The sequence below is a fragment of the Pseudactinotalea terrae genome, assembly GCF_009733845.1.
Classification (GTDB): domain Bacteria; phylum Actinomycetota; class Actinomycetes; order Actinomycetales; family Beutenbergiaceae; genus Pseudactinotalea; species Pseudactinotalea terrae.
Genome location: NZ_WNXZ01000001.1, coordinates 67,215 through 81,153 on the forward strand (window position 1 = coordinate 67,215; position 13,939 = coordinate 81,153).

Sequence of the window (13,939 nt, forward strand, 5' to 3'; positions counted from 1 at the left end):
ACCGCACTTTCGACACGGATCCGACTTCAACGCACCTGTGACCCGTGTCGAAAGTGCGTTGAAATCACTCAGGGGGAGGGCGTGAGGATCACGGCGCCGAGCGGCGGCACCCGAAGCTCGATCGAGTGCGCGCGACCGGCCCACGGGACCGGCTGAGCCGTCAGCTTTCCGGCGTTCGTGACGCCGGAGCCGCCGTACTCCGAGGCATCGGTGCTGAGCACCTCCACCCAGTCGCCGCCGTGGGGGAGCGCCACCCGGTAGCCCTCGTGCGCCGTCCCGGCGAAGTTGATGACCACGGCCACGACCTGACCCTCGCCGAGGCGGAGGAACGAGATCGTGTTGTGGTCGCCGTCGCCTGCCTCGAGCCACTGGAACCCGGCGTGGCTGAAGTCGTCGGCCCAGAGCGCCGGCTGCTCGGTGTAGATCTTGTTGAGGTCACGGACCAGCAGCCGCACCCCCGCATGCTCCGGGGTGTCGCCCTGGCCCCACTCGAGCGAGCGGGACTCGGCCCACTCGGCATCCTGCGCGAACTCGTCGCCCATGAAGATCAGGTTCTTGCCCGGGTGCGTCCACTGGTAGGCGAACAGCGCTCGGACACCAGCGAGCTGCTTCCAGCGGTCACCGGGCATCTTGCGCAGCAGCGAGCCCTTGCCGTGCACCACCTCGTCGTGCGACAGGGGTAGCACGTACTGCTCGGAGAACGCGTAGACCAGCGAGAACGTCAGCTCACCGTGGTGGTAACGCCGGTTGATCGGCTCCTCGGCCAGATAGCGGAGGGTGTCGTTCATCCAGCCCATGTTCCACTTCAGGCCGAACCCGAGGCCGCCACCCGAGGTCGGGGCGGTCACGCCCGGGAACGCGGTGGACTCCTCGGCGATCATGACGATCCCCGGGGCGCTGCGGTACGCCGTCGCGTTGGTCTCCTGCAGGAACTGGATCGCCTCGAGGTTCTCCCGGCCGCCGCGCACGTTCGGGCGCCACTCGCCGGGATCGCGCGAGTAGTCGAGGTAGAGCATCGAGGCGACCGCGTCCACGCGCAGGCCGTCGATGTGGAACTCGCTCAACCAGTACACGGCGTTGGCGACGAGGAAGTTGCGCACCTCGTTGCGGCCGAAGTTGAAGATGAGGGTGCCCCAGTCGCGGTGCTCGCCGCGCAACGGGTCGGGGTCCTCGTACAGCGGCGTGCCGTCGAAGCGCGCGAGAGCCCAGGCGTCCTTCGGGAAGTGCGCCGGCACCCAGTCGAGGATGACGCCGATCCCGGCCTCGTGCAGGGTGTTGACGAGGTGGCGGAAGTCGTCGGGGGAGCCGAACCTCGCCGTCGGGGCGTAGTACGAGCTCACCTGGTAGCCCCAGGAGCCGCCGAACGGGTGCTCGGCCACCGGCATCAGCTCCACGTGCGTGAAGCCCATCCAGCTCACGTACTCGGTGAGCTCGGTGGCCAGCTCGCGGTAGGAGAGTCCCTGCCGCCACGAGCCGAGGTGCACCTCGTAGATGCTCATCGGTCCGCTGTGGGAGTCCGCACCGGTGCGCCGCTGCATCCAGTCCTCGTCGGTCCAGACGTGCTCGCTCTCGGTGACGATCGAGGCCGTCGCCGGAGGTACCTCCGCGGCACGGGCCATCGGGTCGGCCTTGGCGCGGGCGGCGCCGTCCGGCGTGACGATCTCGAACTTGTACCGCGTCCCCTTGCCGACGTGCGGGACGAACACCTCCCAGATGCCGCTGTCACCGAGCGAGCGCATCGAGGTGCCGCGGCCGTCCCAGCCGTTGAAGTCGCCGATCACCCGCACGGCGCGCGCGTTCGGCGCCCACACCGCGAACGACGTGCCGGTCACCTCGCCGAGGCCGGTCGGGTAGCGGCGCACGTGCGCACCCAGCACGGTCCAGAGCTGCTCGTGGCGGCCCTCGCGGATCAGGTGCTGGTCGACCTCGCCGAGCGTGGGCAGGTACCGGTAGCCGTCGTCGACCTCGTCGACGCGGTCGCCGTAGCTGACCTCGAGCCGGTACTCCGGGACCTCGTCTGCCTCGACGACGGCGACCCAGACGCCGTCCTGCTCGTGCCGCGCCGGGATTCTCGCGCCGCCGGTGAGGACAGCGACCGAGTCGGCTCCGTGCCGGACCGCGCGGATCGTGACGACGCCGTCGTGCAGATGCGGCCCCAGCACGTCGTGGGGGGCGAAGTGGTGCCCGTGCCCGACAGCCGCGAGCACGTGCGCCGGCAGGGGCAGGGGCGCAGCGACTGGTGCCGACGTCGCGGCTGCAGGCCGTTCGCCTTCGGGACTGGTGGGCGTGTTCGTCACGACGTCCTCCTTCTTCGAGTCCCGACCAGCCTACGGGGGTCGGGAGCCGGCTGTCCCGCAGCCGGGATGGCATCCCGGCCGGGGCCGAGAGCAAGAAGGGGCTCAGCCGGCGATGCTCAGCTCGGCGATGCGGTCGCCGTCGATCGTGAAACGGTAGGTCAGGTCGACGACACCGCCCGGGAAGTCGCCCTCGAGGTGGTTGACGAGCACCCAGTGCGTCTCGTCGACGCGCTGGGCCCCGACCAGCTCGGAGGTGTAGCGGAACTCGGCTGCGCCGTTTCGCAGGAAGCCACGGACCTCGTCGAGCCCGCGGTAGGTACGGCCGTCGTCGACCACCACGGCGTCCGGGGCGAAGGAGGACAGGGCAAGCTCGACGTCCCGGTCGGTGTGAGCGGTGAGGTAGCTCAGGATGGTTCGAGGGAGGCCGGTCGCGCCGACCGGTGCTGATGTGCTCATGGAGCAAGCGTGCGGCTTCCCCCACTGAGAGGGTCAAGCGCTGGACTCTCCCCAGGGGGAGGGTCCAGGGTGGTCACGTGCTGTCCATCGGTGAGTTCTCCCGGCTCACGCATCTGAGCGTGCGCACCCTCCGGCGCTTCCACGACTCCGGCCTGCTCGAACCTGCCGAGGTCGACCGTTCGAGCGGCTACCGGTACTACTCGGTGGAGCAGATCCCTGCGGCACAGGTGATCCAGCGGCTGCGCGAGCTCGAGATCCCCGCCGCCGATGTCCTGCAGATCGTGCGCTCAGCCGACCCCGCCGCGCGCGCCACCCTGGTCTCGGAGCACCTGCGCCGGCTGGAGTCGCAGCTCGACCGCACACGTCACGCGGTCGCTGCCCTCCACCGGCTCCTCGAGCCCGCGCAGGCAGAGCTCCAGGTCGACGTGCGCTCGGTGCCGGCGCTCACCGTGGCTGCGATCGAGGCCACGGTGGCGCTGGCGGACGTTCTTCCCTGGTACGCCGGCGCCATGGCGGAGCTCGAGGCCGCTGTGCCCGCCCGCGCCGGCAGTGCGGGAGGTCTGTACGACAACGCCCTCTTCGAGGACGGCCGCGGGCACGTGCTGGTGTTCCTGCCGGTGCCCGAGCCGCCCGAGGTCGGTCGCGTCCATCCTGCGACCCTGCCGCCCGTGGAGCTGGCCGTCACCACACATGTCGGCGAGCACGACGACATCGATGTCACCTACGGCAGGCTCGGTGCCTGGGTCGTGTCGAACCTGCTCGCGGTCGCCGGTCCCGTGCGCGAGACCTATCTCGTGGGCCCCCGTGACGCGAGCGACCCGGCGTCCTGGCGCACCGAGATCGGCTGGCCCGTCTTCCAGGTGGCTGCGCGCTGAGCCGACCGCTGCCAGGGAGCGGAGATCAGTGCCGCCCGACCACGACGATGTGAGCGGCGCTGCCGTGAGGGTCCAGTCGCACGTAGGGGCTGGCACCCCAGGCGAACGTCTGCCCGGAGAGCACGTCGTGCGCCACGAACTCCTCGCCCGCCGACAGCCCGAGGGCGGACATGTCCAGCTGAAGGTGTCCCTGCCGCGTGGCGTACGGGTCGGTGGTGACGCACACGATCAGCGTCTCGCCCACGCCGTCGGGAGCGTGCTCGGGCGCGAGGCGCTTCGAGAAGCACAGGATCGCGTCGTCGGTCGTGCCGTGCACGGTGACGTTGCGGAGCTGCTGCAGCGCCGGGTGCTCCCGCCGGATCTCGTTCAGCCGCGTCAGCAGGCCGGTGAGGCCGTTGCGCTGGGCTGCTTCGTCCCAGTCCCGGGGCTTGAACTCGTACTTCTCGTTGTCGATCTGCTCCTCGGCTCCCGGGCGTGCGACCGACTCGGCCAGCTCGTACCCGGCGTAGATCCCCCAGGTGGGCACCGCCGTCGCGGCGATGATCGCGCGGATCGCGAAGGCGGGGACACCGCCCTGCTGCATGTACGGCGTGAGGATGTCGTGGGTGGTGGGCCAGAAGCTGGGCCGCATCACCGATCCGAGATCGCCCGAGATCTCGGTGAGGTACTCGCCCAGCTCGGTCGCCGTGTTGCGCCAGGCGTAGTAGGTGTACGACTGGTGGAACCCGATCGTCGCCAGCGTGCGCATCATGGCCGGCTTCGTGAACGCCTCCGAGAGGAAGATGACCTCGGGGTGCGCCTCGTCGAACTCGCGCAGCAGCCGCTCCCAGAACGGCAGCGGCTTGGTGTGCGGGTTGTCGACACGGAACGCGGTGATGCCGTGCTCGACCCAGTGCTCGAGCATGTCACGGATGGCGACGTAGATGCCCTCGGGATCGTTGTCGAAGTTCAGCGGGTAGATGTCCTGGTACTTCTTCGGCGGGTTCTCGGCGTAGGCGATCGTGCCGTCGGCGCGGGTGGTGAACCACTCGGGGTGCTCGGTCACCCACGGGTGATCGGGGGAGGCCTGCAGCGCGATGTCGAGCGCGACCTCGAGACCCTGCCGCCTGGCCTCGGCCACGAACGCGTCGAGGTCCGCCACGGTGCCCAGATCGGGATGGATCGCGTCGTGGCCGCCCTCCGCCGCACCGATCCCGTACGGGGAACCGGGATCGCCGGGCAGGGCGGTGAGCGTGTTGTTGCGGCCCTTGCGGTTGGTGGTGCCGATGGGGTGGATCGGTGTCAGGTACGCGATGTCGAACCCCATCGCGGCGATGCCTGGCAGGCGCTTCGCGGCCGTGCGCAGGTTCCCCGAGGTCCAGGCACCGGTGGTCGGGTCCTTGACGGCACCCTCGGAGCGCGGGAAGAACTCGTACCAGGAGCCGAACAGCGCGAGCCGGCGGTGCACGCGCAGCGGATAGGTCGCGCTCGCGGACACCGCGTCGCGCAGCGGGGTGGCCTCGAGCACCGCCTTGACCTCGGGCGAGGTGCCGGCGGCCAGCCGGGCGCCCGGCGGGCGGGAGGAGTCACGCAGCGCGGTGACGGCATCGAGCAGAACGGTGCGCTGCGCACCCGAGAGGCTGTCCTGCGCCGCTGCCCGCTCGAGGACCAGGGCGCCCTCGGCGAGCATGAGCTCGACGTCGACGTCCGCGTGGATCTTGATGCTCGCGTCGTGCTCCCAGGTGCCGTACGGGTCTGACCAGCCCTCGACCCGGAACCCCCACAGTCCCTCCGCGTCCGGGACGACCTGCGCGAAGAAGGTGTCCAGGCCGGGTCTGATGTCCCGCATCCGGACACGTGTGTGGTCGGTGCCGTCAGGGGCGACGAGCACGGCGGTGGCGGCGACGGCGTCGTGCCCCTCTCGGAAAACGGTGGCGCGGACCGGCACCACCTCGCCGACGACCGCCTTCGTGGGCCAGCGGCCGCCCTCGGCGACCGGGCCGACCTCGACCACGGGGATCCGCCCGATCGGCGCGTACGGGGTGGGCTGTGGGGTGTCGTTGCTCACGCCACGAACCTACCGAGAACGGCTGGCCTGCGAGGCCGCTCCGGGCCAGGACCGGCGAGCGGAGGCCGCGGTCACGTTGCCGACCTTTGCCGTGGCTACACTCGCCGCCGTGAGAGCCATCCGCCGATTCACTGTTCGCACCGTGCTGCCCGAGGTGCTGAGCGCCCTCGACGACCTCGCCGTCAACCTGCGCTGGTCCTGGCACACGCCCACCTCCGAGCTGTTCGCGCAGATCGACCCCGAGCTGTGGGAGCACGTCCACGGCGACCCGGTCACGCTCCTCGGCGCGCTGACGCCCGAGCGGCTCGCCGAGCTCGCTGCCGACGGCGACTTCGTGGCTCGCGTGCAGGGCCTCGCCGCCGACCTGGCGACCTATCTGAGCGAACCTCGCTGGTACCAGCAGGAGGCGCAGCGACGCGCCGAGGCCGGCGAGCCCGAGCTGCCGCGCGCGATCGCGTACTTCTCGGCCGAGTTCGGCATCACGGCCGCGCTGCCGCAGTACTCCGGCGGTCTCGGCATCCTCGCGGGCGACCACCTCAAGAGCGCCTCGGACCTCGGTGCGCCGATCATCGGCGTCGGGCTCCTCTACGGGGCGGGCTACTTCCGGCAGTCCCTGACCCGGGATGGCTGGCAGGCCGAGACCTACCCGTTGCTCGACCCCGACAACTTGCCGCTGACGCTGCTGCGGGAAGCCGATGGCACGCCCGCTCGGGTCACGCTCGCGCTGGCCGGGGGAGCGCAGCTGCACGCGCAGGTGTGGCGCGCTGACGTCGGGCGGGTGGCGCTGCTGCTGCTCGACTCGAACGTCCCGGAGAACGAGGACGGGATGCGGCGGGTGACCGACCGCCTCTATGGCGGCACGAGCGAGCACCGGCTGCAGCAGGAGCTGCTGCTCGGCATGGGCGGCGTGCGGGCGCTGCGCCTGCACGCCCGGCTCACCGGCGGCCCGGCGCCCGAGGTCTACCACTGCAACGAGGGCCATGCGGGCTTCCTCGGTGTCGAGCGGATGCGCGAGCTGGTCGAGGCCGAGGGTCTGGAGCTCGACGCCGCCCTCGAGGCCGTGCGCTCGGCCACCGTGTTCACGACCCACACGCCCGTCCCCGCGGGGATCGACCGTTTCGACGCCGGCCTGGTGGCCCAGTACTTCGGCGGTGCGTCCGAGCTGCCGGGCATCCCGGTGGAGCGGGTGCTCGCGCTCGGTGCCGAGGACTACCCGGGCGGTGGCGAGGGCATCTTCAACATGGCGGTCATGGGCTTGCGGATGGCGAAGCACGCCAACGGCGTGGCCAAGCTGCACGGCAAGGTCTCGCGCGGCATGTTCGCTCAGCTCTGGCCGGGCTTCGATGTCAGCGAGGTGCCGATCAGCTCGGTGACGAACGGTGTGCACTCGCCCACGTGGGTCGACCCGATGTTCGCGGAGGCACAGGCCGAGCACTTCAGGGCCGAGGAGATCGCCGACGGCCGCGGCTGGCTCAAGACCGAGGGCGGCATCGACAACGAGACGCTGTGGCAGCTACGCGGCATGATGCGCGCACGGCTTGTGGAGGATGCGCGCAAGCGGGTCCGGGCCTCGTGGCTGCGACGCGGCGCTTCCCCGGCCGAGCTGGGTTGGGTGGAGGACGTGCTCGACCCCGAGGTCCTGACGATCGGGTTCGCGCGCCGCGTCCCCACCTACAAGCGGCTCACCCTGATGCTGCGCGACCAGGACCGGCTCAAGAAGCTGCTGACTGACCCCGAGCGCCCGATCCAGATCGTGGTGGCGGGCAAGTCGCACCCGGCGGACGAGCAGGGGATCCGGTTGATCCAGAAGCTGGTCCAGTTCGCCGACGACCCGGAGGTGCGCACCCGGATCGTGTTTCTGCCGAACTACGACATCGAGATGGCGCAGACGCTCTACCCCGGCACCGACGTCTGGCTGAACAACCCGCTGCGTCCGCTCGAGGCGTGCGGCACGTCCGGCATGAAGGCCGCGCTGAACGGCTCGCTCAACCTGTCGATCCTCGACGGTTGGTGGGACGAGATGTACGACGGCCAGAACGGCTGGGCCATCCCCACCGCCGACGGCGTCGAGGATCCGGACCGCCGCGACGACCTCGAGGCCGCGGCGCTGTACGACCTCATCGAGACCACGGTGGTCCCGCGGTTCTACGACCGGGACGAGGACGGGTTGCCCACTCACTGGCTCGAGCAGGTGCGCCACACCCTGGCAACCCTCGGCCCGAAGGTGCAGGCCACCCGGATGGTCCGCGACTACGTGCAGCAGCTCTACACGCCCACGGCGATCGCCGCTCGCGCGGTCGACGGCGACGGGCACCTGGGCGCGGTCGAGCTCGCCTCGTGGAAGCAGCGGGTGCGGGCCGCCTGGCCCTCAGTGCGTGTGGACCACGTCGAGTCCGAGGGCCTTCACGATGCGGTCAAGGTGGGCGACCACGTGACGGTCAGGGCCTTCGTCTCCCTCGGGGACCTGACGCCGTCCGACGTCGAGGTGCAGATGAACTACGGGCTGGTCGCCGACAACGACGAGATCACCGACTTCGCCACCGCGTCGCTCGACCTCGCCGAGGGCTACGAGAGCGGGCGCTACCAGTTCAGCCGGTCGTTCACGCTGGCGCAGGCCGGGCCCTTCGGCTACTCGGTCCGCATCGTGCCCCAGCATGCCGGCCTCGCGGCCGCCACCGAGCTCGGCCTGGTCGCCAGCGCGTAGCCATGGGCTCGCCCCACGCCGCCGAACAGGTGGTTCTGGTCGCCTCGATCGGTCGAGCAGGGGGTTCTGCCCGGTATGACGGCACTTTCCGGGCAGAACCACCTGCTCGGCGCAGACGTGAGGGCTGAAGGCCTGCTCGGCGCAGACGTGAGGGCAGAAGGGGTCCCGGTGCGACTGTCCCCAGGTGCTCGCTGATGCACCGATATCCACAGCACCCCTCCGACTGCCGGGCACGCCGGAGGCCGGCTGCGCTCTGCTGGGGTGATGCGCTCGATCGTCGTTCCGCCGGCCCTGCTCGACCTCGCACGTGTGCAGGCCGGGTTGGTCTCGACCACGCAGTGCGACGCTGCCGGTATCGGGAGCAGCACCAGGACTCGGCTGCTGCGTCGGGGCGGTTGGCACAGACCGGCGCGCGGCGTGTACGCAGTCCCCGGCGTCGTGGCCCGGCCACGCACCACGAGCGAGCGGTGGGCGCTGTCGCACCGGAGGCAGGTCTGGGGGAGCTTGCTGTCAGGCCCCGATGATGCGATGCCGGCGGGCTTGACGGCACTCGCGGTCCACGACATCTGGGGCCTTCCGGCGAACCTCGGGTGCGAGCTGGTCTACGGCAACGGGCGCCACGCAGGCGGCAACAGTGCCGTACGGGTGAGGCAGTTCGGTGGCCCGTTCGAGACCACGCTCGTCGGTGAGCGGCTGGTACCCACGGTCGCGAGCGCTCTCGTGCAGGCGCTTCCCGAGGTGGGGAGGGACCTTGCCGTGGTGCTCGTCGACAACGCTCTCAACCGGGACAAGCTCACAGAGGAGGAGCTCGAGACCGTCCGGCAGCAGGTCAGGGGCCGCCGAGGTGCGGCGCGCCTGCATGCGGTCTGGCCCCTGATCGACGGGCGAGCGGAATCACCGATCGAGACCCGGGCGCGGCTCGAGTGCCGCGACGACGGACTCCCGCCGGACGATCTGCAGGTCGAGCAGTTCGACGATGAGGACTTTCTGGGCCGCGGCGACCTCGGCTGGCGCCGATGCAACGGCGGCTGGGTCCTCGTGGAGATGGATGGGCTCGACGTGCACGGCACAGCCGCCGCGGTGTCGAAGGACCGTCGCCGTCAGAACGGAATCGCCTCGCGATCGACGGCCACCACGCTGCTCCGCTACATCGGCGAGGACCTCGGCACGGGCGTCATCCTGCGTGATGTCCGCCGGGCCCTGGCCGCCTGACACCCACGGCTCGGCGGCTCACGGCTCGGCACCGGCAGCGAGCAGGTGGTTCTGCCCGCTCCGGTACGCCGAACAGGAAGTTCTGCCCGGAAAGAGGTGCGCAAGCGGGCAGAAGCCCCTGTTCGGCTGATGGGAATGCGTGCTTGTCGAGCTGGAGGGACCAACCAGGAGCCCCGCACGTATCTCCCCGCCGATCACGATCACCGGTATCGCCAACTACCTCGACCGGCAGCTGGCTGCGATCCGGTCATCGGCGATCGGGCTCACCGAGGAGCACGCGACGTCTACACCATGCCGAAGCACCCTGTCCGTGGCGCGCACGGTCAGGCACGTCCTCCACGAGGATGCGCGGTGCGATCCGCCGGTGCCGATCGACTGCTCGGTGATGGCGGCCGCCCATCTGGACGCGTTCGTGCTCAGCGGTGACGAGACGGTGGCCGGGGACCATCGGCCCGGACTGATCAGGCGGTGTAGACCATCCCCATCGCCTCGCGGACCTCGGCGAGGGTGGCGTCGGCGATCTCGTTCGCGCGGGTGTTGCCCTCGGCGAGGATCCTCGCGACACAGCCGGGGTCGGCCTCGAGCTCACGACGACGCTCACGGATCGGGCGAAGGTGCTCGTTGACCACCTCGGTGACGAGCTTCTTCAGGCCGCCGCCGCCGCCGTCGCCGATCTCGGCGGCGATCTCGACCGGGTCGCGGCCGGACAGCGTGCTCGCGATCAGCAGCAGGCTCGCGACCTCGGGCCGGTTCTCGGGGTCGTAGGTGATGTTGCGGTCCGAGTCCGTGACGGCGCGCTTGAGCTGCTTGGCGGTCTCGTCCTCGGTCATCGCGAGGTCGATCGTGTTCCGCTTGGACTTGCTCATCTTGGTGCCGTCGACGCCGAGCACGTTGACCGACTCCGAGAGCAGCGCGTCGGGGGAGGGGAAGATCTGCGCCCCACCTGCGTACCGCTCGTTGAACCGCCGCGCGACCACGCGGGTCTGCTCGAGGTGCGGCAGCTGGTCCTTGCCGACCGGCACCAGGTTCGCCTTGCAGAACAGGATGTCGGCGGCCTGGTGCACCGGGTAGGTGAGCAGCAGCCCGCTCATCGGACGCCCGCCGGTGGCCTCGTGCTCGGCCTTGACCGTGGGGTTGCGCCGCAGCTCCGAGTCGGTGACCAGGCTGAGGAACGGCAGCATCAGCTGGTTCAGCGCGGGCACGGCGGAATGGGCGAAGATCGTGGAACGGGTGGGGTCGATGCCGATCGCGAGGTAGTCGGTGACGACGTCGCGCACGCGGTCGGCGATCGAGCCGATCTCGTCGCGGTCGGTGATCACCTGGTAGTCGGCGACCAGGATCATCGTCTCGACGCCCAGCCCCTGCAGCCGCACCCGGTTCCGCAAGGTCGCGAGGTAGTGACCGAGGTGGAGCCGGCCGGTGGGCCGGTCGCCGGTCAGGACCCTGAAGGTCGAGGGGTCGACGGCGATCCGTGCCTCGATCTCGGCGCTTCTGTTCTGCGCTGAGATCAGCGAGCGATCAGAGATCTCGCTGGGCTCGAAGTCGGGGGCGTCGTCGTCGAGGAAGTCGGTGCTCACCCCCCGAGATTACTGATCCCTGCCGCTGGTGCCGTGCACGCGCACGCAGAAGGCGCCGCCGCCTCGGAATAGCGCTCGCGGTCTGCTGGTTGCGCACAGACATGGCGAACATCGACCCGGCCGCGCTGGAGCGGGTCCTCTCGTGGATCGATGTCCGTGTCGGTGCTGGCCGGAAGCTCGTGCTGGCTGCGGGGGAGCTGCTGCCGCTCGCCCCGGGTGCGGTGTGGCTGGTGTACGTCGTCGGCGGCAGCGTTCATGGGCAGCCACCCCTGTCGCAGGCGTGCTCCCTGAATGTGGACCGCGCCTCGCGCTCGCTCGCTCTCTCCACGAGGCCCGACGGCGAGCGGCTGGTCGAGGGCGACGCCTTCCTCACGCTCGGGCTCCATCCCGTGGCGCTCAGCTCCGAGGCCGGTGCCTCGCTGATGGTCGCCGAGCTCCACCTGTCCGAGACCGCGACCATGGTCCGGGACCTCCTGCCCGAGTTCGTGACCGTGACCGACTTCGCGGGCCTCGAGCCGGCGGCGGCGGCCCTCGCCCGCACGATCGGCAGCGAGCCGTCCGACGCGTGCGACCTCCGCTCCGGCAACCCGCTGATCTGCCGGATGATGGCGACGACGGTGCTGCTCTCCCTGATCCGCGCCTGGGCGGAGAACGGCTGCGCGCCGACCGGCTGGCCGGCGCGCTCGAGCGATCCCTTCCTCGAACGCGTCCTCGAGGCGATCCACGAGACGCCCGGGCGGGAGTGGACGGTCTCCTCGCTCGCCAGCCTCGGGGCGATGTCGCGCTCGGTCTTCGCCGAGCGGTTCCGGTCGACGCTGGGTCGCTCGCCCGCCAGCTATGTCACCGAGGTGCGGATCGACGCCGCCAAGCGCATGCTCGAGGCGGGCCGCCCGGTCTCCGAGGTGTCCAGGGAGCTCGGCTACGGCTCGGACGAGGGCTTCAGCCGAGCGTTCCGGCGCCACACGGGCATGACCCCCTCAGCGTGGCGGGCGGAGTACCGCACGCTCGCCCCCGCCTAGTCGCGCACCCGGTACGACCGACCGAACAGCGCTGCCCCGACGAGCAACGAGGCGGCGCCGATCGCGTAGACGACACCGACGCCGACCAGGTCGAGCACGAGCCCGCCGATGGCTGCCGCGAGCGTGATCGCGCCCTGGAACCCGATGACGACCAGGCCGCCGCCGGCCTCCAGCCGATCGGGCATCCGGTGCCCCACCCACGTGTTGACCACGATCAGCCAGGAAGCGAAGAAGAAGCCCCAGACGAGCACGGCGCCCGCGACGGCGAGGAACACCCCGGGCAGCAGGATCGTGATCGCCACGGTCGCGGCGATGGCCACGGGTGTGAGAACCGAGAAGAACACGAACGAGCGGTCGATGACCATGCCGATGACGATGTTGCCCGCGAGCCCGCCGACGCCGAACAGCGCGAGCAGCAGCACCACCGAGCCGCCGTCGATCTCCGGCATGCGCTCCAGCGCGAGCCGGATGTAGGTGTAGGCGACGATGTGACCGAACACCACGAAGACGTGCCCCATCATGCCGAGCGCGGCGCCGGGGCGGCGAACCACCTCGAGCAGCAGCCGAAGGCTCGAGGTCGTGGCCGCGGGCACGGTCGGCAGCAGCGCCCGCAGCGCCAGGGCGAGCAGCGCGGTCGCCACCCCGATGCCGGCGAAGACAGCCCGCCAGCTCGCGAGCTCGCTCAGCAGCACCCCGAGCGGCACGCCTGCCACCGTGGCCAGCGAAGCGCCTGCCGAGGTGAACATCACCGCTCGACCGAGGCGCTCCGCACCCGCGATCCGCACCGCGACGGTGATGGACATCGTCCAGAACGCGCTGATCGCGGCACCGAGGAAGAACCGGGCTAGCAGGACCAGGATCAGGTTCGGCGCGATCGCGACGAGCAGGTTCGAGACCGCCGCGGCGAGCGCCATCCGCACGAGCAGCGACCGACGGTCCAGGCGGGGGAAGACGATCCCGACCGTCGGGGCGACGACGAAGCCCACCAGGGCGGTCACCGTCACGGTCTGCCCCGCCTGACCCGCCGTGACCCCCAGGTCGGTGGCCAGCTCGGTCAGCACCCCGTTCGGCAGGAACTCGGCGGTGACGAGCAGGAAGCTCATCAGCATCATCACGATGAGGCCGCCGTACCGGATGCGGTCGGATCGAACCTCGGGCTCGGTCCCCGCGGGCAGAGTCTGTGTCATTCCTCCAGCGTGCTCGCGCGGGGTGGTCGACGCCCGACGAAGAGTCCGTAGAGTCCGACCATTCGTCCGGGTTCGCGCGCGGGAATCTTCCGTCTCTCTCGTTCGTTATGTCATCAAGACCGCACCAGGTAGAGGAAGAGGGGTACCTGTGAGGAAGAAGAAGTACGAGGAGCTCGAGCTCGACAACGGCACGGTCGTCAGGTACCGCCGTCATGAGAACGGCGGCGGCATGGTCGCCATGCACGCCGATGCCGACCCGAGCGCCCGCATCGAGGAGACCGCCTGGGTCGACCCGGGAGCCACGATCGCCGCCGGCGCACGCCTGGGTGCCGGCTGCTGGATCGAGGCAGGAGTACGGATCGAGACCGGCGCCTACCTGGCGACCGCCAGCCATGTCGAGCGCGAGGCCGTCATCGGCGCGCATGCACGCATCGGCAGCCGAACGTCCATCGGTGCAGGCGCGCGCATTCGCCCCCGCGTCACCCTGAGGCCGGACTCCGAGATCCCGGCTATGGTCGTCGTCGGCAGGAACGGGCTCGAGCAGGAGGTCCGCGCCGCCTGAGGC

General features: G+C 70.5%; 10 protein-coding genes. 5 read left to right on the top strand and 5 right to left on the bottom strand.

Annotation, left to right across the window (positions count from 1 at the left end; genetic code table 11):
* Nucleotides 1-68: 68 nt before the first annotated feature.
* Nucleotides 69-2,297, bottom strand: a complete 2,229-nt coding sequence (gene glgB, locus GPA03_RS00335) for a 1,4-alpha-glucan branching protein GlgB (RefSeq protein ID WP_170296864.1) — start codon at nucleotides 2,295-2,297, stop codon at nucleotides 69-71.
* A gap of 102 nt (nucleotides 2,298-2,399) precedes the next feature.
* Complete coding sequence (locus GPA03_RS00340) at nucleotides 2,400-2,753, bottom strand: nuclear transport factor 2 family protein (protein ID WP_156250025.1); 354 nt, start codon at nucleotides 2,751-2,753, stop codon at nucleotides 2,400-2,402.
* Nucleotides 2,754-2,830: 77 nt separating this feature from the next.
* On the opposite strand from GPA03_RS00340, the gene GPA03_RS00345 reads away from it, so the two are divergent.
* Nucleotides 2,831-3,628, top strand: coding sequence for a MerR family transcriptional regulator (locus GPA03_RS00345; protein ID WP_156250026.1), 798 nt, complete (start codon nucleotides 2,831-2,833; stop codon nucleotides 3,626-3,628).
* Between the two features lie 25 nt (nucleotides 3,629-3,653).
* Here the strand turns inward: GPA03_RS00345 and GPA03_RS00350 are convergent, their stop codons facing one another.
* Nucleotides 3,654-5,675 carry a maltotransferase domain-containing protein gene (locus GPA03_RS00350; RefSeq protein WP_156250027.1) on the bottom strand — a complete coding sequence of 674 codons (2,022 nt, stop codon included), beginning with the start codon at nucleotides 5,673-5,675 and terminating at the stop codon, nucleotides 3,654-3,656.
* Nucleotides 5,676-5,784: 109 nt separating this feature from the next.
* Between GPA03_RS00350 and glgP the strand changes: the two genes are divergently transcribed.
* Together glgP and GPA03_RS00360 are read left to right on the top strand one after the other, a co-directional pair.
* Nucleotides 5,785-8,379 carry an alpha-glucan family phosphorylase gene (gene glgP / locus GPA03_RS00355; protein WP_156250028.1) on the top strand — a complete coding sequence of 865 codons (2,595 nt, stop codon included), beginning with the start codon at nucleotides 5,785-5,787 and terminating at the stop codon, nucleotides 8,377-8,379.
* Nucleotides 8,380-8,643: 264 nt separating this feature from the next.
* Nucleotides 8,644-9,591 (top strand): type IV toxin-antitoxin system AbiEi family antitoxin domain-containing protein, encoded by a 948-nt coding sequence (locus tag GPA03_RS00360; RefSeq protein WP_156250029.1) that lies wholly within the window; start codon nucleotides 8,644-8,646, stop codon nucleotides 9,589-9,591.
* A 461-nt stretch (nucleotides 9,592-10,052) separates the two neighbouring features.
* Here the strand turns inward: GPA03_RS00360 and trpS are convergent, their stop codons facing one another.
* Complete coding sequence (gene trpS, locus GPA03_RS00370; RefSeq protein WP_156250030.1) at nucleotides 10,053-11,168, bottom strand: tryptophan--tRNA ligase; 1,116 nt, start codon at nucleotides 11,166-11,168, stop codon at nucleotides 10,053-10,055.
* Nucleotides 11,169-11,269: 101 nt separating this feature from the next.
* On the opposite strand from trpS, the gene GPA03_RS00375 reads away from it, so the two are divergent.
* On the top strand, nucleotides 11,270-12,187 hold the full coding sequence (locus GPA03_RS00375; protein ID WP_156250031.1) for a helix-turn-helix domain-containing protein: 918 nt from the start codon (nucleotides 11,270-11,272) through the stop codon (nucleotides 12,185-12,187).
* Here the strand turns inward: GPA03_RS00375 and GPA03_RS00380 are convergent.
* On the bottom strand, nucleotides 12,184-13,374 hold the full coding sequence (locus GPA03_RS00380; RefSeq protein ID WP_156250032.1) for an MFS transporter: 1,191 nt from the start codon (nucleotides 13,372-13,374) through the stop codon (nucleotides 12,184-12,186). The two genes, GPA03_RS00375 and GPA03_RS00380, sit on opposite strands and share 4 nt — an antisense overlap.
* 148 nt (nucleotides 13,375-13,522) lie before the next feature.
* On the opposite strand from GPA03_RS00380, the gene GPA03_RS00385 reads away from it, so the two are divergent.
* On the top strand, nucleotides 13,523-13,936 hold the full coding sequence (locus tag GPA03_RS00385; RefSeq protein ID WP_241681006.1) for a transferase: 414 nt from the start codon (nucleotides 13,523-13,525) through the stop codon (nucleotides 13,934-13,936).
* Nucleotides 13,937-13,939: the final 3 nt, after the last annotated feature.

Coding starts and splice junctions, on each gene's coding strand:
- GPA03_RS00340 (WP_156250025.1), bottom strand. CDS start 2,753: ATGAGCACATCAGCACCGGTCGGCGCGACCGGCCTCCCTCGAACCATC.
- GPA03_RS00360 (WP_156250029.1), top strand. CDS start 8,644: ATGCGCTCGATCGTCGTTCCGCCGGCCCTGCTCGACCTCGCACGTGTG.
- GPA03_RS00375 (WP_156250031.1), top strand. CDS start 11,270: ATGGCGAACATCGACCCGGCCGCGCTGGAGCGGGTCCTCTCGTGGATC.
- GPA03_RS00380 (WP_156250032.1), bottom strand. CDS start 13,374: ATGACACAGACTCTGCCCGCGGGGACCGAGCCCGAGGTTCGATCCGAC.